The organism is Stackebrandtia sp. (assembly GCF_035643755.1).
Classification (GTDB): Bacteria; Actinomycetota; Actinomycetes; order Mycobacteriales; family Micromonosporaceae; genus Stackebrandtia.
On sequence record NZ_DASQPW010000094.1, the window covers coordinates 1 to 23,037 of the forward strand.

The following is a 23,037-nucleotide window of genomic DNA, read 5'->3' on the forward strand; positions in this document are numbered from 1 at the left end:
GTGACCAATGTGGACTTCGACGCGTGCGGCGCCGAGCTGGACGCGATCCTCGCCGAGCCCTACGGCAACTGGCGGGTGGAGACGGTGTACTCCACGCTCCAGCTGCGGATCACCAAGCGCGGCAAGGCCCAGGTGCATCGCGAGGGCACGGCGCGGGCCCAGGACCTGGCCCACGACCGCACTGCCCCGCACCTGATCGCGCCCGACGACCCGCTGTTCGGCGCGCTGGGCGCCGGCGCGGCCAAGCGCCGCCAGGTGGACGCCTTCCTGCGGGCGGCGCGGCCGCTGCTGGGCGACGCCGCGGGCGTGCGGCACGTCGCGGATCTGGGCTGCGGCAACGCCTACCTCACCTTCGCGATGTACCGGTACCTGGCGATGAGCGGCGCGGACGTCCGCGTCACCGGGGTGGACGTGCGCCCCGATCAGCGCGAACGCAACACCGCGCTGGCCAAGCAGCTGGGCTGGGAGGACCGGGTCCGCTTCGTCGCGGGCACCATCGACGAGGCCCCGCTGGACGAGGTGGACGTCGTGCTGGCGCTGCACGCCTGCGACACCGCCACCGACGACGCGTTGGCCCGCGGGGTCGCCTTGGGCGCCAAGCACATCCTGGCCGCGCCCTGCTGCCACCACGACATCGCGGCCCAGCTGCGCGGTTCCCAGGCCCCGGCACCGTACGGCGGGCTGGTCGCCGACGGGATCCTGAGGGAGCGCTTCGCCGACGTCCTGACCGACACCCTGCGGGCGATGTTGTTGCGGCTCAATGGCTACCGGGTGGACGTCATCGAGTTCATCGACTCGGCGCACACCCCGCGCAACACGCTGCTCCGCGCCACCCGCACCGGCGCTTCGCCCGACGAGGCGGCGCGGCGGGAGTACCGGGACCTGGTGGAGCAGTGGAAGATCCGCCCGCGGCTGGAGGAGCTGCTCACCTCACCGCGACGGTGAACTGGACGTCGCTCACCTTTCCGTCCACCTTGACGTCGATGAACAGCCGATACGTCCCTGGAGACGGAACGGTGGCCCAGAAGCGGATCGCGCCGTCGTCCAGTGCCGTGTCGGGGTGGACGTGGGCATAGCCCAGATCGTTCTGCCGCAACATCACCAGGTGCCCATAGGCGCCCAGGTAGTGCTGGATCTCGGCGGGCTTGCCGTGCGCGGTGACCGTCAACAGCAGCGGCTCGGACACGCCGATCTTGGGCTTGAACTCCATGCTCGCCTTGAGGCCGTCGACGGAGTCGTTGGTGGACGGTTTGGGCAGCGACCTCGGTTCGTACTCTCCGGGAACGGTGACGTCGGTTCCCAACGCGAGACCGACGGGTCCCTTGGACGTCTTCACCGCGAAGTCCGCGATGACCCGCCACGTCCCGGGGGCGTCAAAGCGGATGTCAATGCTCCACCTGCCCGTCTTGGCATCCAGCTTCGGGTGAATGTGTTGAAAACCGGTCATGTCGCGGCGCACCACGAACAGGTGCAGCAGCTTGGTGTGCACCCGCGTGAACTTCGTGACCGGCTTTCCCTCGGCGTCGATGATGCTGAAGGTCCAGGGGCGCGGCTTCGGGCTGGCGGAGACCTTGGTGCGGCCGGGAACCAGGGTGTACCCCGATTCCGACAGCGACTGGCCCCCGACCCCGGGCGTTCCGGCGCCGCCCATGCCCGGCATCGAGCCCATGCCGTGGATGTGGCCGTCGGGCGCCACCGAGGGCGGGCCGGTGGTGCCGGAGGCCGACGGGTTCGCGGTGTCCTTGATGGGCGCCGAGAGCCGGCCGACCCCCACGCCGACCAGAAGCGCCGCCACCACGGCGCCGACGATGATCGGCGCGTAGCGATGCAGCGCTTCGGGGAGCTTCGGAAGCCTCACTCAGTCGACGGTACCGGCCAACGCGTAGCCCGCCTCGTCCACGGCGGCACCGACGGTGTCGGATTCCAGCGCCTCGCGGGACGTCACCGTCACCGCGCCGGCCGCCAGGTCGACGTCGACGGCGGTCACGCCGTCGATTTCGGACAGTTCGCCCTTGACCGCGTTGACGCAGTGCTCGCAGGTCATTCCGGTGACTTTGTAGGTCCGGGTGGTCACGATCTTTCCTCCATTTGCGACTGTTATGAGCGAACCAGCCGGGCGATCGCCTCGGACGCCTCCTTCACCTTCTCGGCGGCCTCGTCACCGCCCTTGGCGGTCGCCTCGGCGACACAGTGGCCCAGATGTCCCTCCAGCAGGTTGAGCGCCACCGCCTGCAGCGCCTTGTTGGCCGCCGAAATCTGGGTCAATATGTCGATGCAGTAGGTGTCCTCGTCGACCATGCGTTGGATACCGCGTACCTGCCCCTCGACGCGGCGAAGCCGCTTGAGTAGCGCGTCACGGTCCGTGGAATACCAGTACTCGGTCATGAAAACCTCCGTCGCTCACTATACCCCCTGGGGGTAAAAACCGCCACCGTTGACATCGTTGCGTAAACCGCCGACACCGCAGTGTTGTTTCGGGGAAAAATCTTGCCGCGCAGGGCAAATAACAGCCTCCCAGACCTTGCTGATCCTCGCCGCGCCCCTCTAGTCTTGGGGGCTGTCATGTCCGGACCCCCGTTCGCCATTCCAGGCGGCACCGGAAGACACCGCCGAGTCGCCGCGCGAGCGGCGAGCCGGGGACCCAGGTTCCCCGGGGTGAATCCGACGGTCCGCTGTGGAAAACGGCGGGTCGATGGTAGGGCGATCGAGATGTGCTTCTTCCCGCCCGAACCCGTCAGCTAACCCGGTAGGCGGTTGAAGGAAGAAGGAGCACGACTGCCGGTGAACAAGCGTTTCGCCTTCATCGCCGCGGCAGCCGCCACATTGCTGTTCGTGACGGTCCCCGCGTCCGCCCCCGCCTCCGCCGATCCCTCCTCGCTGTCCGAGGTCAAGAAGGAACTGAAGGACAAGGGCAACGACCTGGAGAAGATCACCGAGAAGTACAACGGTGCCAAGGCAGACCTCAAGGCCACCGAGAAGAAGATCAGCAAGATCAAGAAGGACCTCCCGAAGCTCGAGAAGGAGGCCGGCAAGGCCAAGGACCTGCTGGGCGACATCGCCTACGAGTCCTACACCTCCGGCAACCACCTCACCGCCACCGGCAGCGCCCTGGCCGACTCCCCCGAGGAGGCCCTCAAGCGCATCTCCGTGTTGGGCGCCATCAACGCGGCCCAGGCCGCCGATGTCGCGGACGAGATCGGCGCGGTGAAGGACCTCAAGGAGAAGCGCAAGAGCCTTGAGGAGCTGAAGGACGACCAGAAACACACCAAGTCCGACATCAGCAAGAAGCGCGGCAAGATCCAGGCCGAGGTGGACCACCTCCAGGACCTGCGCGACCAGTACGGCATCGGCAGCGGCTCCGGCGGCACGGCTCCGCCGCCGTCCGGGCACGCCAAGGCCGTGGTCGCCTACGCCGAGAACCAGATCGGCGAGCCGTACAGCTACGGCGCCGCCGGTCCGGGCTCCTGGGACTGTTCGGGTCTGACCATGATGTCCTGGCGGCAGGCCGGCGTTTCCCTGTCGCACCAGGCCTCGGCGCAGCGCAACGAGACCGCCAGCGTCTCGCGCAGCGAGCTGGCGCCCGGCGACCTGGTGTTCTACTACGGCGACATTCACCACGTGGCGTTGTACGTCGGTGAGGGCAAGGTCGTCCACGCGCCGCAGGAGGGCGAAAACGTCCAGGTGGCGAACATGGACGACATGCCGATCAACAGTTACGGGCGTCCGTCCTAGCCGCTTCCCCCTACCGGAACCGAATCCGGCCGCTGACTCCCCGGGGGCGTGGTGGTACGCTCACTAGCTGCTGACCCCTGCATGTGTCACCACCCCCGGGGACCCACAGGAGCACGGTCATGTCGACCGTTTCCCAATTTCATCGCCGTACGGTGGCGTCGCTGCTCGTCGCCGGCCTCATCGGCGCGGCCATGACGCTGCTGGACGCGGGCACCGCCTCCGCCCAGCCGTCCATGAAGGAACTCGAATCTCGAGTCCACAAGGCATCCTCGCAGCTCGAGGCCATCGTCGAGGACTACGACGACACCGTCGACAAGCTGCATCACCTCAAGAAGCGGCACGCCGCCGACCGCGAGACCATCACGCCGCTGCGCGATCGCGTGCGGGAGTCCGAACGCCAGGTCGGCGACCTGTCGGCCTCCCTGTACGAGAGCGGGCCGTGGGTGACGGTGACGCCGTTCGTGGGCGCCACGCCCGACGACCTCGCCGATCGGATGTCGACCCTGGACTATCTGGCCGCCGACCGCGAGACCAAGGTGTCGCGGCTGACCGAGGCGACCAGGCTGCTGGACACCGAGTCGGCGAAGATCAAGGACCTGTCGAGCGAGCGCGCCCGGCTGGAGTCCCGCAAGCACAAGAAGGAAGCCGCGATCCGCGCCGACCAGGCGTCCCTGCGCCGGCTGCGCGACAACGCCATGGGACAGGGCTATCAGGACACGCCCGGGCTGAAGGCTCCCCCGGTCCCCGGCGGCAGCGCCGGTGCCGCCGCCACGGCGGTGAGCTACGCCAACGGCGCGCTGGGTGCCCCGTACCAATGGGGAGGCACCGGCAACCCGGGCTACGACTGCTCCGGGCTGACCAGCGCGGCCTGGGGTGCGGCGGGGGTGAGCCTGCCGCACAGCGCCTCGGCGCAGTACGCCACGATCGCCCACGTGAGCCGCGGCGAGCTCCAGCCCGGGGACCTGGTGTTCTATTACTCCGACATCCACCATGTCGGGATGTACGTCGGCGACGGCAAGATCATTCACGCCCCGAACGAGGGGCAGACGGTGCGGGTGGCGACCATCGATCAGGGACCGATCGTCGGTTACGGGCGCCCGGGCTGAGCGTCGGTAACGACCGGATCCCCGATTCGCGAAACACGAGTGTCCGAAGTCACCTACGGTGAAAATCGACAGATCACCACGCGTGATTCGCGAGGATCCAGGGGGAACACATGAGGGTCACCTCACGCACCATTGCGGGACTGTTGATCGCCAGCGGCGTGGGTATCGCGGCACTGGGGCTCACATCGACCGCGGCGCAGGCCGAACCGGCGGCACCGTCCGTGCCGTCGGTGCCCGACGTGCCATCCGTACCGGGCGTACCTTCGGTGCCGGGGGCGCCGTCGCTGCCCAACTGCCCGACACCGCCGTCCGACACGTCTCCGCCGCCGGCGGACACTGGCGGGGCGCCGGCGGACACTGGCGGGGCGCCGGCGGACGCCGGCGGTACCGGCGACGCCAAACACGCCAAGGACCCGACGACGCCGTCAACCGAATGCCCGTTGCCTTCGGTGCCTGGCGCGCCGTCGGTTCCGTCCGTACCGTCGGTGCCCGGCGTACCGTCGGTGCCGAGCGTCCCGGGCGCGCCGTCGCTGCCGTCCGTCCCTTAGTTCCGCGACCGTGGCCGGGTGCCCCCTCCAGGGGTTCCCGGCCACTTTGGTGCCCGGCTACCGGCCGGGGAGGTCGCGGGTCTCGTCCGCGGCCGACGGCCGGAAGTCGAAGCGGGCCCGCGCGCCGGTGCCGCCACGCTGCCAAGGGTGGGGGCCGCCGAGCGGGCGGTAGTTGACGCTCAGGGCGTCCAGCCGGGCCAGGTGGGTCGCCACGCGGTCGGCCACCGGGTGTTCCTCGCGCTGGGCGCGCAGGGACCAGGCCAGATCCGCCACCGCCGCCAGCCGCGGGAACGCGGCGTACTCCACATCGGAGGGTTCGGGGAGGTATTCGCTCCACAGCGCCGCCTGGACGCCCAGCACCGCGGCGTCGTCGGCGGTGTCGGGCACCGGCTCGAAGGCCGCGACCTTCTCCAGCGGCGTGTTCATGAAGATGTGCAGCGGCTCGTCGGGCGAGGTCGACGGGTAGTAGTTGAGGTACACCGCGTCGTGGGGCATCACGATGACGCGGTGTCCCTTCTCGATGGCCTTGGCGGCGATCGAGAAGTCCCGCCACACCGCGATCACCGCGTCGGGCGGGGCGCCGCCGTCCAGCACCTCGTCCCAGCCGATGATCTTCCTTCCCTTGGCGCCCAGGTGTTCGGCGAACTCGCGGGTGAACCAGGACTGGATGTGGTCGACGCTGTCCAGGCCCAGCTCGGCGGCCCTGGCGCGGGCGGCGGCGCTGTCGCGCCATTCGGTGCGCGGCACCTCGTCGCCTCCGATGTGGATGTGCTCGGAGGGGAAGATGTCGCAGACGGTGTCGAAGACGTCGGCGGCGAAGCGCAGCGCCGCGTCGGTGGGCGCCAGCACCTCGGGGAAGACCCCGAAGGTGGTGGCCACCGGCTGGGACTCGCCGGTGTTGCCGAGCTCGGGGTAGCCGGCCAGCACCGAGCGGACGTGGCCGGGCAGGTCGATCTCCGGGACGATCGTGATGTTGCGGGCGGCGGCGTAGGCGACCATTTCGCGCAGGTCGGCGGCGGTGTAGTAGCCGCCGTGCGGGGTGCCGTCGTATCCCTTGGTGTCACGGGCGTGGCCGGTGATGGTCTCGTCGCGCCAGGAGCCGATCTCGGTGAGCCGGGGCCAGCCGGGTACCTCCAGGCGCCAGCCCTGGTCGTCGGTGAGGTGCAGGTGGATGACGTTGAGGCGATGCAGCGCGGCCAGGTCGATCATCCGCAGCAGGAAGGGCTTGGGCATGAAGTGGCGGGCCACGTCGAGCATCAGCCCCCGCCAGGCGAAGCGCGGTTCGTCGTCGACGGAGACACTGGGGACGGTGACCGGCCCGGCGTCGATCGGCGCGGCGCGCAGGGTGTCGGCGGGCAGCAGCTGGCGCAGGGTCTGGACGCCGTTGAGCAGCCCGGCCGGATGCCCGGCCACGACGCGGATGCCGTAGACGTCGGTGGACAGCCGGTAGGATTCGGCGGCGACGGTGCCCGGCTCGGGCCGCTCCCCCGCCAGATCCAGGCTGATCACGGTGCGTCCCGCCGGGGTGTCGGGGACCACGGCCAGCCGCAGGCCGGTGCCCGCGTGCAGGTATCCGTGCAGCAGCCACGCGGCGTCCACCGCCTCGCCGCGGGCGACGATCACGGCGCGGGCGTCGAGCTGAAACGGCGGCCCGGCGTGTTCGGTGACGGACTTCGGCTGGGGTATCAGTTGCACGACCATCGGCGGGCACCTCGCAGGACTCGAGACGGAAGAGGAGTTCAGACACCGTACGGCACCGCGCCGGACTAAGGAAACATCCGAATGGATTTTGTTCAGAATCCGAAATGTTCCCCGCGGCCCGGCGGTGCCCGGGGTGTGAACGGCCCCAACAAGAATGTGGCCCGCCTCGGCGGCACGGGGGGACGGCCGAGGCGGGCGGCGCCGGTCGGCTCACGGAGGGCCGAACGGCGCGTGGGTCCGCGGCGCTGCACGGGAAGGACAGGCGCGGACCTACACCATGGTGTTAATCAACGTTAACGCGATCGTCCATATCGCGTCTATAAGGAGACCGCTTGCCTCTCAAGGGGTTCGTGATCTTCGACGCGGCGGCGACCCTACCCGCGGGTGGGCTGGTGGGCGGAGCCGTAGACCAGGCGGGCGTCGCGGCCCTGCTCCTGGCGCATGCCGTTCTCGGTCAGTTCGATGCGGTGATCGGGGTCGATGCGCGGCGCGGTGTCGGGATTGTGGTCGACGTCGATCGGCAGTCCCGCCGCCTGGCGTTCGATGGTGGGCGTCGCCGTGTAGTACCCGTCGTCGCGATGGTTGTCGGTGTCGTCGTGGTAGATCGAGTCGGGGTGGTCGCGGTCGACGTACAGCGTTTCGTCCACATTGTTGTGAGTGAAGTCGTAGGTGTGGGCCATCTCGTGGAACAGCACGGACGACGGCGTGCTTTCGGAGTCCAATCGAAACGCCGGGTTGTAGCGAATCAGGGGCTTGTCCCGGGGAAGAGCATATCCATTGTGGTCGTTCTTCAGCTCCTCGATGCGGGGATCGGTGTGCGTGTGGGCCATCTCGTCCAGCATCTGCTGTCCCCGGGGCGAGGCGGCCATCATGTCGAGGTCGGCCTGCACCCGCGTCTTGAAGTCGTCGCCGCCCTTGACGTCGTAGGCGTGGTTGTTGGGGCTGATGTCGACGCGCACCGACCTGGCGTCGGCGACGTTGTCGTCGGGCTGCGTGTACGCGGTGTTGTCGCCGTCGCCGCCGATCGCGGCGTCGCGGCCCTGGCCGCCGTAGAGCACGTCGTCGCCGCCGTCGCCGTACAGCCTGTCGTCGCCCCCGCCGCCCGACAGCGCGTCGTCCCCGCCGCCGCCGCTGATGGCGTCGACGCCCTGGCCGCCCTCGCCGTAGTCCTTGCCGTCGCCGCCGTACATCTCGTCGTTGCCGTTGAGGCCGTAGAGGGTGTCGTTGGCCTGTCCGCCGTACAGCTTGTCGTCGCCGTTCTGGCCGTCGGCGTAGTCCTCGCCGTCGCCTCCGTACACGGTGTCGTTGCCGTCGCCGCCGTAGATCTCCTGGCTGCCGCTGCCGCCGACGATGGTGTCGTCACCGCCGCCGCTGTGCACCTCGTCCCAGTGCTTCCCGGGGTATGCGGGATCGTTCTCGGTGGGTCCGGTGTAGATCCGATCGGTGCCGCCGCCGGTGGTGACCCGGTCGTCCCCGGTGGAGGTGGAGACGGTGTTGTCGCCGTCCTTCGCGTTCACCGTGTCGCGGTCGTAGCCCGTGTAGACGGTGTCGTTGCCGCCCTTGGTGTTGACGACGTCGTTGCCCGAGCCCGTGGAGATCGTGTGGTCGCCGTCGGAGGCGTCGACCGTGTCGTTGCCGTCGCCGGTGATCACCGTGTGGCCCGTGCCGTTACCGTCCACTGTGACCTTGTCGTCGCCGTCCCCGCCGAGCACCGTGACGGGGAGGTCCCCCTTGGCCTTCACCGAGATGGTGTCGTTGCCCTGTCCACCCCGGACGAACACCCGCTCGTTGGGCAGGAAGCTGTTCTCGCGCCCGTTGACCATGACGACGGTGTGGCCGTCGCCGTCGGTCCTGACCTCGACCTTGTCGTCGCCCGCACCCGAGTAGACGACGACGATGCCGTCGGCGAGCTGCAGGGTTCCCGCCTTGCCCTCGGGCACCGCGGCGAGCCGCGGGATGCCGTTGGTCAGGCCCGTCCAGGCCTCGGCGGTCCTGCCGAGGCTCGCGGCGTGCTCGGCCAGGGCGGCGTCGAGGTCGGAGCGGATCGTGCGCGCCTCGGCCACCGCGGCGAAGACCTTGGCCTTCTGGTCGTCGTCGGTGGGCAGGAACGTCACGATGTCGTCGCCGGCGGAACTCGGCACGGCGGCGGTGATCCTGCCGAACCCCTCGAACAACCGCACCCCCGAGGAGTTCACCACGTAGGCGACGGCGTCCATGATGGAGGCCGCGTCCGCGGCGTGGGAACCCGCCGCGATCATGCTCAGCGACAGCGACTTCTGATGCGGCTCATAGGAAGTGCGGGTCGCACCCTGCCAGCCCGCGTTGTACACCTTGGACGCGGAGCCGTTGAGCGCCTCGCCGATGTCGGTGGTGTCCTTGTCCAGGTACCGCCACATGTTCGCGGCCTCGGTCAGCTTGGCGGGGTCGGCGTCCAGGCGCCACAGCTTGGCGGGAACCCGGATGGGCGTGGCCGACGCGCCGCCGATGTCGTCATTGCGGGTCATCGATCACACCGCCCCGGCGTCGCGCACGTTGGCGGCGTTGGCCTCGTCCTGCTGCCTGAACGCGAAGGCCATGCCCAGCACCTTGTCGGCGTCGGACTCCACGACATCGGCCATCCCCTCCATGGCCAGGCCGCAGGCGTCGATCAGCCTGTCGTACGCATTGCCCAGTGATTCGGCGCCCGGCGAGTTGCCGAAGGCGGTCGGCGGGACGACGATCACCAGGCGGGCACCGGTGACGGTGTCGCGCAGGTCGGAACCGTGCTCGACGCACTCGGTGGCGAGGGTGGCCAGGGCCACGGGATCGGCGTCGAGGACGCCCGGGGGGTGGGACACGAGGAACTCCAAGGGGGCGGGGAGCGGAGGAAGACTTCGCGACCAACCTTGGCGCGCCCACCTTGTCAGAACCTTGCCGCGCGCGGCGTCACCTCACGTCCCACACCGGTTCGTCGGTCTCGGTGACCTCGCCGTCGCCCCCGAACAGGACGAAGCGGTCGAAGCCGCGGGTGAACCAGCGGTCGTGCGTCACCGCCAGGACCGTGCCCTCGAAGGACTTCAGCCCCTCCTCCAGGGCCTCGGCGCTGGCCAGGTCCAGGTTGTCGGTGGGCTCGTCCAGCAGCAGGCAGGTGGCGCCCGACAGCTCCAAGAGCAGCACCATGAACCGCGCCTGCTGGCCCCCCGACAGGGTGCCGAAGGTCTGCTCCGAGGAGTCGGTGAGCTCGTAGCGCTTCAGCGCGTTCATGGCGGCCGATCGGTCCAGGGAGGGACGGTTGTCGTCGGCCTCCCACAGGATCTGGCGCAGGGTGCGCTCGGCCAGCTCGGGGCGGTCGTGCGTCTGCGAGAAGAACCCCGGCACCACGCGGGCGCCGAGCCGGGCGGAACCGTTGTGTCTCACGGGTTTCAGGTTCTCGTGCTCCATGCCGAGCCCGTCGCCGAGCTGGGCCAGCAGCCGCAGGAAGTGGGACTTGCCCGTGCCGTTGGCGCCCAGGATCGCCACGCGGTCGCCGTACCAGACCTCCAGGTCGAACGGGAAGGTGAGATCCTCCAGCTCAAGCCCCGCGCACATGATGGCGCGCTTGCCCGTGCGCCCGCCGCGCAGCTTCATCTTGATGTCCTGGTCGCGGGGAGGCAGCGGCGGCGGCCCCGCCGCCTCGAACTTCGCCAGGCGGGTCTGGGCGGCGCGGTACCGCGAGGCCATGTCGGAGTTGTAGGCGGCCTTTTGCTTGTACATCAACACCAGGTCCTTGAGCTTCTGGTGGTCCTCGTCCCAGCGGCGCCGCAGCTCCTCGAGGCGCTCGTGCCGCGCGACGCGCGCCTCGTGCCAGGTGGCGAACCCGCCGCCGTGAATCCACACGTCCCCCGACTCCAGGGTCACGACGCGCTCGGCCGTGTTGGCCAGCACCTCGCGGTCGTGGGAGACGAACAGGATCGACTTGTCGGATTCGGTGATGCGCCGTTCGAGCTCGCGCTTGGCGGGCACGTCGAGGAAGTTGTCGGGCTCGTCCAACAGCAGCACCTCGTCGGGGCCGCGCAGCAACAGCTCCAGGGCGAAGCGCTTCTGCTCGCCGCCCGACAGGGTCTTCAGTGGACGGTCCTTGGTCTCCTCCCACGGCTTGCCGAGGATCAGCACCGAAACGGTGTCGCACAACACCTCGAACTCGTACCCGCCGCCGTCGCCCCAGGCGCTGAGGGCATCGGCGTACGCGATCTGCGCCCTCTCCGATGAGGTCGAGTACTTGCCGCGCTTCTCGGTCGCGGCCAGGTCGGCCTCGGCGGCGATCAGCCGCTCCCCCGGCGCGCGCAACCGCGGCGGCGCCAGGTCGAGCGCCAGCCTCCACAGTGGCTTTTCGGACTCGCGCATCCCGACCAACTGCCGCATCGCCCCCAACCCACCCGAGCGGGCGACGCCCCCCTCGACGGGATCCAGGTCGCCCGCGATCATCCGCATCAGCGTGGTCTTTCCCGTGCCGTTGGCGCCGATCAACGCCACCTTGGCACCCTCGCCGACGCGGAAGTTCACGTCGCGAAACAGCGTCCTGCCGTCGGCGAGGACGTGCGTCACCCCAGAGACGTCGATGTAGCCCATGGCGGAAGTGTGCCGTGCGCGGTGACCAACGTCCAGGGAATTTGCCGAAAATGGTTTGCGGCACATGGGTGGCCCGCCATAACATGCCGACGACCACAGGTCCGTTCGAGATGGAGGCCCCGAGATGCGGCGACAGATCACTGCACCCACGAGTCAGCTGTTCGCCTCCTCAAGGACCTCATCCATTGACCTTTTTGAATTTGGGCATCCTCGCCCATGTCGACGCGGGAAAGACCACTCTCACTGAGCGCCTGCTGTTTCAGGCTGGCGTCATAAGGACGATCGGCCGTGTCGACGACGGTGACACGCAGACCGACGCGATGGAGCTGGAGCGACGTCGCGGCATCACCATCACCTCGGCGGTGGTGACGTTTCGGTTGGACGACGTCACCGTGAATGTGATCGATACGCCTGGGCACAGTGATTTCATCGCCGAGGTGGAGCGGGCGCTGGGCGTGTTGGACGGCGCGGTGCTGGTGGTGTCGGCCGTCGAAGGCGTCCAGGCGCAGACCCGCGTACTGATGCGCACCCTCAAACGCCTGGGTGTACCCACGCTGATCTTCGTCAACAAGATCGACCGCGCGGGAGCCCGCGAGGCCGAACTCGTCGACGAGATCCGTGCCGCACTGGGAGTACGGGTCGTGGCCCTGTCCCGTGTCGACGGCATCGGGGCACGAACGGCCACGGCCACGGCACGCCCGTGGGACACCGAACTTCTCACCGAGGCCACCGAGGCGTTGGCCGACAACAACGAGGCGTTCATGACCGCCTTCGTGAACGGAGACCTCCCCGACACCGACACCTGCCGACGAGAACTCACCCGTCAAACACACGCGGGACTCCTCCACCCCGTGTTGTTCGGTTCGGCGGCAACAGCGACAGGCATCACCGAACTGACGGCGGCCATTCACGACCATCTACCGTCGACGCAGGCCAGCCCCGACGGCGCACCCGATGGCCTGGTGTTCAAGGTCGAACGCGGACCCGCCTCGGAGAAGATCGCCTACGTACGCATGCGCGCGGGAACCTTGCGTCCCCGTACTCGGCCAGCCGTGCGACGCGGCACCTCCACACTCGACGCCAAGATCACCGCCGTGCGCGTCTTCGGCCACGGCACCACCACCATCACCAGCGACGCCGTCGCGGGCAGCATCGCCAAGGTCTGGGGTATGACCGACGTTCGCATCGGCGATGTCATCACGGGTGCGGCCTCGAAGACCTCCCCCTCCACGGCCCAACCACGAACCGACGGTCCCCCCACCACGGTTGACACCGCCGAGGAACCCACACCAACCCTCTTCGCCCGCCCCAGCTGGGAAACCGTGGTGACGCCGAAGAACCCGAGGGATCGGATGGCGTTGCACGCCGCGCTGCGGAGCCTGGCGGAGCGGGATCCGTTGGTGGAGCCGCGATGGGAGGGCGAGCAGTGCCTGGTGAACCTCTATGGGGAGGTGCAGAAGGAGGTGATCGCGTCGCTGCTGAACGACGAGTTCGGGATCGCCGTCGAGTTCTCCGACTCCCGCATGCTCCACATCGAACTCCCCACGGGCATCGGGGAGGCCGAGGAGGTGATGGGAGACGACGCGAGCACGCACTTCTACGCCACCATCGGATTGCGGGTCGCGCCCGGCCCGGCGGGTTCGGGCGTGCGATACCAGCTGGGCGTGGAGCGCGGGTCGCTGCTGTCGTCGATGCGCAACGCGATCGAGGAGATGGTGTACTCCACCCTGGGGCAGGGACTGCACGGTTGGCCCGTCCACGACTGCGAGGTCACGCTGATCCGCTCGGGCTACATGCCACCCGCGAGCACCGCCAGCGAGTTCCGCAAGCTGACCCCGCTGGTGGTCGCGCGGGCCCTGCGGCGCGCGGGAACCGTGGTGTGCGAACCGATCAGCCGCTTCGTCCTCGACCTCCCCGAGGCCGCCGCGCCGTCGGTCCTGTCGGCCCTGGCCGAGGTCGGATCGACCGTGGAGGAGACCGACGCCGCGAGCGGCGTGTGGCGGCTGTCGGGAACGATGCGAACCGCCGCCGTGAAGGGAATCCAGCGCCGACTGCCCGGCCTGGCCGCGGGCGAGGCGACGTTCACCTCCCATGTGGACGGCCACCGTCCCCTGACGGGAGAACCCCCGCGGCGGGCCCGCACCGACGGCAACCCGCTGGATCGCGACAGCTACCTCCGATTTCTCAACAATCGGTGACAAGGCTCCAGCCTGATGGGGGGAGGCCGACCGTCCGACCCGACTACTGTTCCCTTCGCGGACGGGTCGGACGGTCGGAGTCTCACTCCAGCGTGAAGCGGAGCGCCTTGTCGGCATCGGAGCACTTCTCGGTGCTGAATGCCATGCCCCGCTTGGCTTCTTGTTCCAGGGGGCCGAGACACATCTTGGTGCTCTTGACCTGAAGGATGTATTCGCCGCTGCCCTCGGCGGTCAGGACGAGGGTCTGAAGTGGAGCGCCCTTGGTGCAGTCCTTGGCGCCGAACAGGTATCCGGGCTTGGTGGCGGGCGGGTCGGCGGTGAGGCAGGCCGTCCACGCGGGTTTGGCGAAGGCCATGGTCACCACGAACTCGCGCTTGGACTGCGGGGTCCAGGTGAGTTTCGGGGTGGCCTTGGCGCAGTCGGCGAAGACCGTCACCTCGCGCTGCTTGTTGCCCTTCTCGGGGCCCCAGCTCATGCACAGGTCGGAGGCGACCTGTTTGAGCCGGTAGGAGCCCTTGTCGGGGTAATGGCCGTCGTCGGCGGTGCCGCCCGCCTTGGAGGCGTCCGCGTCGGAGGTGGCGTCGTGGCTCGCGCTCGAGGAGTCGTCGGCGGCGCCGCCGGGGGTGTGCTTCTGGGAGAACCAGGTGATCGTGAGGACCCCGACGATCACGGCGACGGCGACGACCGCGATCGACACCGCCAGGATCGTGCTGGTCCTGCCGCGGCGATTGTTCTTGAAGGAGTCGCGTCCCGGGGGAACGGGCGGGGGCTGTTGACCGAAGTTGTTATTCCACTGTGAAGTCATTGGCGGATCACCACTCTTCCTGCGGGGCACGGACATTGAACCATATTTGCCCGGCCCGCGCACGCGTGGGAGCGGTATCGTACCTGGTGAGAGCCTATTTGACTGCAAATAGGACTATTGAGGAAATTGCGCGGATAGATTCCCTTTCCGCACATTGATCCATAAAGAAGCCGCGGACGGTGATTCCGTCCGCGGCCATAAAGCTCGCGCGTGTCAGAGGTTCGCCACGTCGGCCTGCTTGGCGCGCACCGCCTCGGCGGCCTCCTTGAGGCCCGCCAGCTCGGTGTCCGACAGCGGGGTCTCGACGACCTTGCGAACGCCGGTCGCGCCGATCTCGGCGTTGACTCCCAGGTAGACGCCCGAGATGCCGTACTCGCCGTCGACCCAGGCGCACACGGGCATCACGGCTCCGGCGTCCTCGGCGACGGCCTTGGCCATCCGGGCGGCCGCGGCGGACGGGGCGTAGAAGGCCGAGCCGGTCTTCAACAGGCCCACGATCTCGGCGCCGCCCTTGCGGGTGCGGTCCACCAGTTCCTCGACCTTCTCGGCGGACAGCGCGTCGGCCAGCGGCTTGCCGTCCACCGTGCACTGCGACGGGACCGGGACCATGGTGTCGCCGTGCGAGCCGAGGGTCAGGGTCTTGACCGAGGCGGTGGCGACGCCGAGCTCCTCGGCGACGAAGTTGGTGAAGCGGGCGGTGTCGAGCATGCCCGCCTGGCCCAGCACCCGGTTCTTCGGGAACCGCGAGGCGATCTGCGACAACGCGGTCATCTCGTCCAGCGGGTTGGACACCACGATGATCACGGCGTTGGGGGCGTACTTGGCGACGTTCTCGGCCACGCCCCGCACGATCTTGGCATTGACCTCCAGCAGGTCCATCCGGCTCATGCCGGGCTTGCGCGGGAGGCCGGCGGTGATGATCACGACGTCGGAGCCCGAGATCACCTCGTAGCCGCTGCCATCGGTGCCGGTGGTGGCGCCGACCACCTTGGTCTCGTAACCCTCGATGGAGCGGGACTGGTTCATGTCGAGCGCCAGGCCCTCGGGCCGACCCTCGATGATGTCGGTGAGCACGACGGTCTCGAAGACGTCGTACTCGGCCAGTCGCTGCGCCGTGGTGGAGCCGTAGAAACCGGCGCCGACGACGGTGACCTTCTTACCCATGAAGACTCCTGCGTATAAGTGTGCTTTTGCAAGCACAGTATGTCGGCGGCGCGCGCGCGAACGCGGGGGGTGGCGCCGAGTGAGGCGCGACCCCCCGCACCGGCTAATGGAAGAAGTGCCTCGTCCCGGTGAAGTACATCGTCAGGTTGGCCTCGGCGGCCGCCGCGATCACCTCGTCGTCGCGGATCGACCCGCCCGGCTGCACCACGGCGCGCACGCCCGCGGTGGCCAGGATCTTCAGGCCGTCGGCGAAGGGGAAGAACGCGTCGGACGCCGCCATGGCGCCCCGGGCCCGCTCGCCCGCCCGGTTGACGGCGAGCCGCGCCGAGTCCACCCGGTTCACCTGGCCCATGCCGACGCCGACCGTGGCCAGATTGGACGCCAGCAGGATCGCGTTGGACTTCACCGCGCGCACCGCCCACCACGCGAACGCGGCGTCGGCCAGCGCCTCAGGGTCGAGCGCCGCACCCGTCACCAGCTTCCAGTTGTCCGGGTCGTCGCCGGGGCCGTTCACCCGGTCGGGGATCTGGCCGAGCGCGCCGCCGGAGATGGCGCGGTACTCCACCGGCTCGGCGACCCACTGCGGCGCCCGCAGGATGCGGATGTTCTTCTTGCCCTGCAAGACCTTCAGCGCCTCGGGGTGGAAGGACGGCGCCACGATCACCTCGGTGAACACCTCGGCGACCTGGCGGGCCATCTCGACGTTCACCTCGGTGTTGGCGGCGATCACGCCGCCGTAGGCGCTCACCGGGTCGCAGACGTGGGCCTTGCGGTACGCCTCGGCCACATTGGATGCCGTGGCGATGCCGCAGGGGTTGGTGTGCTTGATGATGGCCACGCAGGGGTGGCCGAAGTCGTTGCAGGCCCGCCAGGCGCCGTCGGTGTCGACGTAGTTGTTGTAGGACATGGGCTTGCCGTGCAGCTGCTCGGCCTGGGCCAGGCCGTCGGACGACCGCGGGTCCGCGTACAGGGCCGCGCCCTGGTGCGGGTTCTCGCCGTAGCGCAGGTCGGCGACCTTGTGCAGCGGCGTTCCGACGAACGGAGGGAATCCGTCCGATGTGGAAAGATTCAGCCAGGTGGCGACCTGCGAGTCGTACGTGGCCAGGTGCGCGAACGCCTTGGCCGCCAGCACCCGGCGCTCTGGCTCGGTGAACCCGCCCTTGTCCACCGCCCCCAGCACCTCGGCGTAGTCGCCGGGCTCGACCACCACGGCGACGTTGGCGTGGTTCTTGGCGGCGCCGCGCACCATGGACGGCCCGCCCACGTCGATCTGCTCGATGGTCTCGTCGAAACCGGCGCCCGAGGCGAGGGTCTCGGCGAACGGGTAGAGGTTCACCACCAGCAGGTCGAACGGCGCGATGCCGAACTCGGCCAGCTGGGCGGCGTGGGATTCCTTGCGCAGGTCGGCCAGCAGGCCCGCGTGCACCTTGGGGTGCAGGGTCTTGACGCGCCCGTCCAGCGCCTCCGGGAAGCCGGTCAGGTCCTCCACCCTGGTCACCGGGACGCCGAGGTCGGCGATGGCCGCGGCGGTGCCGCCGGTGGACACCAGCTCCACGCCCGCCTCGTGCAGGCCCAGGGCCAGGCGGTCGAGGCCGTTCTTGTCGTAGACCCCGATCAGGGCGCGGCGGATCGGTTTGCGTGCATCGGATGCGGAAGTCATGTCTCTCCTGAAGCAAACTGCGGCCCCAAGCGGCCGCGTGAGTAGTCACGTGACCTCAAAGCCCAGGCGTACGACTTCAGTCTGCTGTGTGAACGTCGCTTCCCGGTGGTGCCCCACCTCGGCGTGTCTCGCCGTTTCGCCAGTCGCGACGCGGGCAACCCTACACCGGGCGGCCGATGATGACCCGCCGTCCGTCGACCCGCCAGCCCTCGCGCACCATGCGGCCCACGGACTCGACCAGCTGGGCCCGCTCGGCGACCTTGATGCGCTCGGTGAGTGTGTCCACTGTGTCGTCGTCGTGGACGGGGACGGGAACCTGCGCGATGATCTGGCCGGTGTCCACTCCGGAGTCGACCATGAACAGGGTGGCGCCGGTGACCTTGACGCCGTACTCCAGGGCGGCGGCGGGGCCGCGCATGCCGGGGAACGACGGCAGCAGGGAGTTGTGGGTGTTGACGAAGCGCCCGCCGAACAGCTTCATGAACGGCTCGCCCAGCAGCTTCAGGAAACCCGCCGACACCACCAGGTCGGGCGCGTGCTCGGCGGTGGAGGCGGCCACGGCGGCGTCGAAGGCGTCGCGGCCGTCGAAGTCGCTCACCCTGTGGACGAAGCTGGGGATGCCGGCGCGGCGCGCCAGTTCCAGGCCGCCGATGTCGGGGCGGTCGGCGCCGACGGCCACCACCGTGGCACCGTACGATTCGGCGGCGGACGCGTCGATCAGCGCTTGGGCGTTGGAGCCCGCCCCCGAGACAAGGACGACCAGCCGCGCCGTCATGACTTCCCCAATGTTTGAGCTCCGCGAACGATCACGCGCAACCCTAACGTCCGCGTCATTCGACGCGGCGCACCCCCACCAGGCGGGCGACCAGGGCGCCCAGGCACACCGCGGCGGCCACCACCCCGGCGGCGGTCGCCGCCGTCTTCCACACCGGCGGGCCGAGCTCGGCCATGCGTCCCACGCCCATCGGCCCGGCGGCGGCGAAGCTCAGGGCCGCGGTCACCAGGCCCGCCGAGACACCAGACACAATGGACGCGTAGGTCAGCTGGGGCAGCGCGAGGTCGATCGAGCGGATCGCCAGCACCACGCCGAAGACGCAGCCCACCGCCAGCGGGACCCCCCACAGGGCGGTGCCGCGCCAGTCCAGCGGGGCGTCGGGAATCGCCGCGAACAGCGGGAACGCCGGCAACGGTCCGATGTCGACGCCGATCACCGACACGTGGGTGTCGACGCCCACCGCGAAGCCCGGGCCCAGCAGGTAGGCCGTCGCCCAGATCGCCACGGTCGGCAGGTACAGCAGGCACACCACGCCCACCCCGACGGCGCCCACCGCTCCCCCGCCGAAGGCGGCGAACGTCTTGGCCACCGAGCCGCCGCGCACCGCGATCGCCACCCCGGCCAGCAGGGCGCCGGCCGCCAGCACGACCACCATGGTCAGGGCGCCGGAGCGCATGCCGCGCCGCAGCCACACCGGGATCCGGTGCCACAGGGCCGTGCCACCCCCCGACTCCGCCAGCGCCCCAAGGCTTCCGGCCACCAGCGACAGGACAGCGGCGTGCACCGCGGCGCGCCAGATCGTCACGCCGAAGGGGTCGTCGGAGACCAGGTACGCCACCACGGTGGTCATCACCGTGTACGACAGGGTCACCGACAGGGTGGCGGCCCGCACCGCGGGAAAGTCGCGTCCCCCGATGGCGCGCACCGTGTGCGCACCGGCGCGCGACAGCCGCCACACCACCACCGCGGACAGCAGCAGCGGCGGCAGGCCCACCGTCAGCCCCGCGACCCCGACCGGTACGCCGTGCGCCAGCAGCCAGATCGCCCCGGCCATCCGCACCGCCGCGGCCACCGAGCCGGGAAATCCCGCGCCCCACCAGGCCAGGATCACCACCGCCAACACCGGAAGCACCACGATGAGCAGGTTCCACACGCTGGTGGCCGCGCCCGCGGTCATCACCCCGCGCAGTCGGGCCGGGATGCGCGGCGTCACCACGACGGTCTCGCGCTGCGCCCCGCGGGCCCGGCGGGGTGGCTTGCCGCCGCGCTGCCGGGGAAGGTCCCGGGACACCGATACGGTCTCGCGCTGTCTGCCGCGCTGAGACATCCTGTCCTGCCGATCATTCATCGTGAGTCAGTGTGTCACGACGGGCGGGGCGAGTTAGGACATGTACAGCGCCAACTCGTCCAATCTGTCCACCATGCGGGGATCCAGATCGGTGTGCACGATGAGTTCCGATGTGGACAGGAACGGGCCGTTGGTCTCTCGCAATCGGATGATCTCCTCGGCGATCTCCGGGGTGACGCCCGGCAGGGTGCGCAGGGCGTCGGCGTCGGCGTGGTTGACGTCGACCAGTCCCCCGTCGTCGAAGTCGCGCAGCTTGTCGGGGCGCCCGATGCCCAGTTCCCGGGCGGCGACGGGGTCGTTGACGGCCAGGTCGCGGGCCTCGTTGCGCAGGGTGCGGCGGTGGTTCACCGCGGCCAGGGCCTGGGCGTTGACCGGGTCGCTGGACAGCCGCTTCAGCGGCAGCGGGCTGTCGCGGGCGTCCTCGTGGCGCCGGACCTTCTCGGCCAGCAGGAAGGCGTGGACGCCGCCGCCCAGCCAGCACACGAACCACAGGATCAGCCACACCGGGAGGAGGACGTCGGCCGCGCCGACGGTCGACATCGTTACCCAGCAGGCGAAGGCCGTGATCAGCCCGAGTGAGTAGCCGCCCGCCATCAGGGCCAGCGAGCGGGACCGCATCCGGTGGGCCACGTGCCCGACGATGAAGGGGGTGGCGAAGCCGCCGGTGATCAGGGGCAGGGCGCCCCAGCCCAGCGCCACGATCAGCGGGTCCATCTTGACCGGTGTGGGACGGAAGGGGATCACCGCGGGCGGCGGCGGGTAGTACGCGGGGACCGGCGCCCGCTGCGGCGACAGGTACGCGCCGCCGGGAGCGGCGGGGATCGCGTCGGCCAGCGACTCCATGCCGGGCCACTCCTGGAGTTCCAGGGTGGTGATCACCGGGATCGCCGAGCGCCGGGCGGCGATCACCTGGGGGGCGTGTTGCGGAACGGTGCGGTCCACCACGACGTAGGTGAGCGAGGGGGTGAAGCGGTGCGCGATGACGGCGCCGCCGAGGCTCAACATCTGCCGGGCACGGTGGATTCGGGGCCCCGTGCCCAGAAGCAATACCCTGACGCCTTCGAACGACTGGGGATTCATGGCGGGCTCCGTTGAGGTGTCTGTCTTACATGGTGGGTGCGCTCGATGTTACTGAACGCCGCCACCGGCCTGTATCCCCAGAACGTGACAAACGGTGCCCCGGAATGGCTTCCGGGGCACCGTCGCGGTGTGCTCGTGGCCTACAGGCCCTTGACGATCTCCCGCATCAGCTGGGCGGTCTGGGACGGGGTCTTGCCGACCTTCACCCCGGCGGCCTCCAGCGCCTTGGCCTTGGCGTCGGCGGTGCCCGCCGAGCCCGAGATGATCGCGCCGGCGTGGCCCATGGTCTTGCCGGGGGGCGCGGTGAAGCCCGCGATGTAACCCACGACCGGCTTGGTCACGTTGGCCTTGATGTAGTCGGCGGCTCGCTCCTCGGCGTCGCCGCCGATCTCGCCGATCATGACGATCGCGGCGGTCTCGTCGTCGGCCTGGAAGGCCTCGAGGCAGTCGATGTGGGTGGTGCCGATGACCGGGTCGCCGCCGATGCCCACGCAGCTGGAGAACCCGACGTCGCCGAGCTCGTACATCAGCTGGTAGGTCAGGGTTCCCGACTTGGACACCAGGCCGATCTTGCCGGGGCCGGTGATGTCGGCGGGGATGATGCCCGCGTTGGACTTGCCGGGGCTGATGACGCCGGGGCAGTTCGGGCCGACGATGCGGGTGGCCCCGCCCTTGGCCTGTGACTGGGCCCAGAACGCCACCGAGTCGTGGACCGGGATGCCCTCGGTGATGACCACGGCCAGCCCGATCTCGGCGTCGACGGCCTCCATGACGGCGTCCTTGGCGAACTTCGGCGGCACGAACACCACGGTGGTGTCGGCGCCGGTCTCGGCCATGGCCTCGGTCACCGACGCGAACACCGGCAGCTGCTTGTCGTCGAAGTCGGCCTTGGTGCCGGCCTTGCGCGGGTTGACACCGCCCACCACATTGGACCCGGACGCCAGCATCCGGCGGGTGTGCTTGGTGCCCTCGGCACCGGTCATGCCCTGGACGATGATCTTGGAGTTCTCGTTGAGGAAGATCGACATCTCAGGCCCCCTTTCCAGCGAGCTCGGCGGCCTTGTCGGCGGCACCGTCCATGGTGTCCACCTGCGTCACGAGCGGGTGGTCGGCTTCGTTGAGGATCGAGCGTCCCAGCTCGGCGTTGTTGCCGTCGAGGCGTACCACCAGCGGCTTGTTGACGTTCTCGCCGCGCTCGGCGAGCATCTGGAGGGCGCCCACGATGCCGTTGGCCACCTCGTCGCAGGCGGTGATGCCGCCGAAGACGTTGACGAAGACGCTGCGCACGTCCGGGTCGGACAGCACGACCTCCAGGCCCGCGGCCATCACCGCGGCCGAGGCGCCGCCCCCGATGTCGAGGAAGTTGGCGGGCTTGACGTTGCCGTGCCGCTCGCCCGCGTAGGCCACGACGTCCAGGGTGGACATGACCAGGCCCGCGCCATTGCCGATGATGCCGACCTGGCCGTCCAGCTTGACGTAGTTGAGGTCGGCCTCCTTCGCCTTGAGCTCCAGCGGGTCCTGGGTGCCCGCGTCGGCCAGTTCGGCGCGATCGGGGTGGCGGAAGTCGGCGTTGTCGTCGAGGGTGACCTTGGCGTCCAGCGCCAGCGCCTTGCCCGCGGGAGTGCGCACCAGCGGGTTGACCTCGACCAGGGTGGCGTCCTCGGAGACGAAGGTCTCCCACAGCTTGACGAACATGCTGACCAGCTGGTCCTTCAGGTCGGCGGGGAAGCCGGCCCGGTCGACGATCTCGCCGGCGACCTTCTCGTCGACGCCGGCGATGGCGTCGATAGGCAGCTTGAGCACCTTGTCCGGCGCGGTCTCGGCGACCTGCTCGATCTCCACTCCGCCCTCGGTGGAGGCGATGCACAGGAACGTGCGGTTCGCGCGGTCCAGCAGGAAGGAGAAGTAGTACTCGGAATCGATGTCGGCGGTGACGGTCATCATGACCTTCTTCACCGTATGGCCCTTGATGTCCATGCCGAGGATGTCGGTGGCGCGCGCCCGCGCCTCCTCCACGGTGTCGGCGAGCTTCACGCCCCCGGCCTTGCCCCGGCCGCCGACCTTGACTTGTGCCTTGACGACCACGCGCCCGTTGAGACGCTCGGCGATGCCAACGGCCTCGTCGACGGTCGTGGCTACGCCACCGTCCAGCACCGGCACGTCGTGCCGGGCGAACAGCGCGCGCCCCTGGTATTCATACAGGTCCACTGTTAGTAGTCCGCTCCTGAAGAAACTGTCGAACGTTGATTAAGCCGCGCTGGCGCGACCCATCCCCGCAGCGTATCGGGACGGCGGCCCGCCGCCCGTCCCCGGGTGGGGCGAGTGCTGTTTCG

At 69.4% G+C, this 23,037-nt stretch carries 19 protein-coding genes and 2 riboswitches; of the genes, 4 read left to right on the forward strand and 15 right to left on the reverse strand.

The features are described 5' to 3' along the window. Positions 1–945: class I SAM-dependent methyltransferase (locus VE172_RS07045; protein WP_324799113.1), on the forward strand; the 945-nt coding region annotated here is incomplete at its 5' end. Here VE172_RS07045 and VE172_RS07050 read toward each other — a convergent pair. From VE172_RS07050 to VE172_RS07060, 3 genes are read right to left on the reverse strand one after another with little or no spacing between them, the layout of a single operon-like run. Then, entirely contained in the window at positions 926–1,858 is a 933-nt protein-coding gene (locus VE172_RS07050) for a hypothetical protein (protein ID WP_324799115.1), read from the reverse strand. The two genes, VE172_RS07045 and VE172_RS07050, sit on opposite strands and share 20 nt — an antisense overlap. Further along, positions 1,859–2,074, reverse strand: a complete 216-nt coding sequence (locus VE172_RS07055) for a heavy-metal-associated domain-containing protein (RefSeq protein WP_324799118.1) — start codon at positions 2,072–2,074, stop codon at positions 1,859–1,861. A gap of 23 nt (positions 2,075–2,097) precedes the next feature. Beyond that, positions 2,098–2,385 carry a metal-sensitive transcriptional regulator gene (locus tag VE172_RS07060; RefSeq protein ID WP_324799120.1) on the reverse strand — a complete coding sequence of 96 codons (288 nt, stop codon included), beginning with the start codon at positions 2,383–2,385 and terminating at the stop codon, positions 2,098–2,100. Positions 2,386–2,597: 212 nt separating this feature from the next. After that, positions 2,598–2,768: riboswitch (cyclic di-AMP (ydaO/yuaA leader) on the forward strand. A 13-nt stretch (positions 2,769–2,781) separates the two neighbouring features. Between VE172_RS07060 and VE172_RS07065 the strand changes: the two genes are divergently transcribed. Next, positions 2,782–3,732 (forward strand): C40 family peptidase, encoded by a 951-nt coding sequence (locus VE172_RS07065; RefSeq protein ID WP_324799123.1) that lies wholly within the window; start codon positions 2,782–2,784, stop codon positions 3,730–3,732. Between the two features lie 119 nt (positions 3,733–3,851). Next, the gene (locus VE172_RS07070) at positions 3,852–4,838 is read left to right on the forward strand and encodes a C40 family peptidase (RefSeq protein WP_324799126.1); all 987 of its coding nucleotides are present in this window, start codon (positions 3,852–3,854) and stop codon (positions 4,836–4,838) included. Positions 4,839–5,443: 605 nt separating this feature from the next. Here the strand turns inward: VE172_RS07070 and VE172_RS07075 are convergent. The 4 genes from VE172_RS07075 to VE172_RS07090 all read right to left on the reverse strand — a co-directional run bounded on the left by VE172_RS07075 (position 5,444) and on the right by VE172_RS07090 (position 11,674). Then, positions 5,444–7,087 (reverse strand): beta-N-acetylhexosaminidase, encoded by a 1,644-nt coding sequence (locus tag VE172_RS07075; RefSeq protein ID WP_324799129.1) that lies wholly within the window; start codon positions 7,085–7,087, stop codon positions 5,444–5,446. 374 nt (positions 7,088–7,461) lie between these two features. Next, entirely contained in the window at positions 7,462–9,591 is a 2,130-nt protein-coding gene (locus VE172_RS07080; RefSeq protein ID WP_324799132.1) for a M91 family zinc metallopeptidase, read from the reverse strand. A 3-nt stretch (positions 9,592–9,594) separates the two neighbouring features. Beyond that, complete coding sequence (locus VE172_RS07085; RefSeq protein WP_324799135.1) at positions 9,595–9,924, reverse strand: hypothetical protein; 330 nt, start codon at positions 9,922–9,924, stop codon at positions 9,595–9,597. Between the two features lie 88 nt (positions 9,925–10,012). Continuing rightward, the gene (locus VE172_RS07090; RefSeq protein WP_324799138.1) at positions 10,013–11,674 is read right to left on the reverse strand and encodes an ABC-F family ATP-binding cassette domain-containing protein; all 1,662 of its coding nucleotides are present in this window, start codon (positions 11,672–11,674) and stop codon (positions 10,013–10,015) included. 185 nt (positions 11,675–11,859) lie between these two features. Between VE172_RS07090 and VE172_RS07095 the strand changes: the two genes are divergently transcribed. Then, positions 11,860–13,872 (forward strand): translation factor GTPase family protein, encoded by a 2,013-nt coding sequence (locus tag VE172_RS07095; RefSeq protein ID WP_324799140.1) that lies wholly within the window; start codon positions 11,860–11,862, stop codon positions 13,870–13,872. Positions 13,873–13,954: 82 nt separating this feature from the next. Here the strand turns inward: VE172_RS07095 and VE172_RS07100 are convergent, their stop codons facing one another. The 8 genes from VE172_RS07100 to sucC form a co-directional block, all read right to left on the reverse strand. Beyond that, positions 13,955–14,677, reverse strand: coding sequence for a hypothetical protein (locus VE172_RS07100; RefSeq protein WP_324799142.1), 723 nt, complete (start codon positions 14,675–14,677; stop codon positions 13,955–13,957). A gap of 213 nt (positions 14,678–14,890) precedes the next feature. After that, positions 14,891–15,841 carry a malate dehydrogenase gene (gene mdh, locus VE172_RS07105; protein WP_324799144.1) on the reverse strand — a complete coding sequence of 317 codons (951 nt, stop codon included), beginning with the start codon at positions 15,839–15,841 and terminating at the stop codon, positions 14,891–14,893. A gap of 103 nt (positions 15,842–15,944) precedes the next feature. Beyond that, complete coding sequence (gene purH / locus VE172_RS07110; protein ID WP_324799146.1) at positions 15,945–17,501, reverse strand: bifunctional phosphoribosylaminoimidazolecarboxamide formyltransferase/IMP cyclohydrolase; 1,557 nt, start codon at positions 17,499–17,501, stop codon at positions 15,945–15,947. A 53-nt stretch (positions 17,502–17,554) separates the two neighbouring features. Further along, positions 17,555–17,658: riboswitch (ZMP/ZTP riboswitch) on the reverse strand. 3 nt (positions 17,659–17,661) lie between these two features. Further along, on the reverse strand, positions 17,662–18,276 hold the full coding sequence (gene purN / locus VE172_RS07115; protein ID WP_324799149.1) for a phosphoribosylglycinamide formyltransferase: 615 nt from the start codon (positions 18,274–18,276) through the stop codon (positions 17,662–17,664). 55 nt (positions 18,277–18,331) lie between these two features. Then, positions 18,332–19,624, reverse strand: a complete 1,293-nt coding sequence (locus VE172_RS07120; protein ID WP_324799153.1) for a cell division protein PerM — start codon at positions 19,622–19,624, stop codon at positions 18,332–18,334. A gap of 33 nt (positions 19,625–19,657) precedes the next feature. Beyond that, positions 19,658–20,704, reverse strand: a complete 1,047-nt coding sequence (locus tag VE172_RS07125) for a ComEA family DNA-binding protein (RefSeq protein WP_324799156.1) — start codon at positions 20,702–20,704, stop codon at positions 19,658–19,660. A gap of 140 nt (positions 20,705–20,844) precedes the next feature. Continuing rightward, entirely contained in the window at positions 20,845–21,732 is an 888-nt protein-coding gene (gene sucD, locus VE172_RS07130) for a succinate--CoA ligase subunit alpha (protein WP_324799159.1), read from the reverse strand. Between the two features lies 1 nt (position 21,733). Continuing rightward, a complete protein-coding gene (gene sucC / locus VE172_RS07135; protein WP_324799161.1) occupies positions 21,734–22,912 on the reverse strand; it encodes an ADP-forming succinate--CoA ligase subunit beta in 1,179 nt (392 codons plus the stop codon). Between the last annotated feature and the right edge of the window lie 125 nt (positions 22,913–23,037).

Excerpts from the sequence above, each read along its gene's own strand:
- VE172_RS07060 (WP_324799120.1), bottom strand. The coding sequence starts at position 2,385 with ATGACCGAGTACTGGTATTCCACGGACCGTGACGCGCTACTCAAGCGG.
- VE172_RS07070 (WP_324799126.1), top strand. The coding sequence starts at position 3,852 with ATGTCGACCGTTTCCCAATTTCATCGCCGTACGGTGGCGTCGCTGCTC.
- VE172_RS07075 (WP_324799129.1), bottom strand. The coding sequence starts at position 7,087 with ATGGTCGTGCAACTGATACCCCAGCCGAAGTCCGTCACCGAACACGCC.
- VE172_RS07080 (WP_324799132.1), bottom strand. The coding sequence starts at position 9,591 with ATGACCCGCAATGACGACATCGGCGGCGCGTCGGCCACGCCCATCCGG.
- VE172_RS07090 (WP_324799138.1), bottom strand. The coding sequence starts at position 11,674 with ATGGGCTACATCGACGTCTCTGGGGTGACGCACGTCCTCGCCGACGGC.
- VE172_RS07100 (WP_324799142.1), bottom strand. The coding sequence starts at position 14,677 with ATGACTTCACAGTGGAATAACAACTTCGGTCAACAGCCCCCGCCCGTT.
- mdh (WP_324799144.1), bottom strand. The coding sequence starts at position 15,841 with ATGGGTAAGAAGGTCACCGTCGTCGGCGCCGGTTTCTACGGCTCCACC.
- purH (WP_324799146.1), bottom strand. The coding sequence starts at position 17,501 with ATGACTTCCGCATCCGATGCACGCAAACCGATCCGCCGCGCCCTGATC.
- purN (WP_324799149.1), bottom strand. The coding sequence starts at position 18,276 with ATGACGGCGCGGCTGGTCGTCCTTGTCTCGGGGGCGGGCTCCAACGCC.
- VE172_RS07120 (WP_324799153.1), bottom strand. The coding sequence starts at position 19,624 with ATGAATGATCGGCAGGACAGGATGTCTCAGCGCGGCAGACAGCGCGAG.
- VE172_RS07125 (WP_324799156.1), bottom strand. The coding sequence starts at position 20,704 with ATGAATCCCCAGTCGTTCGAAGGCGTCAGGGTATTGCTTCTGGGCACG.
- sucD (WP_324799159.1), bottom strand. The coding sequence starts at position 21,732 with ATGTCGATCTTCCTCAACGAGAACTCCAAGATCATCGTCCAGGGCATG.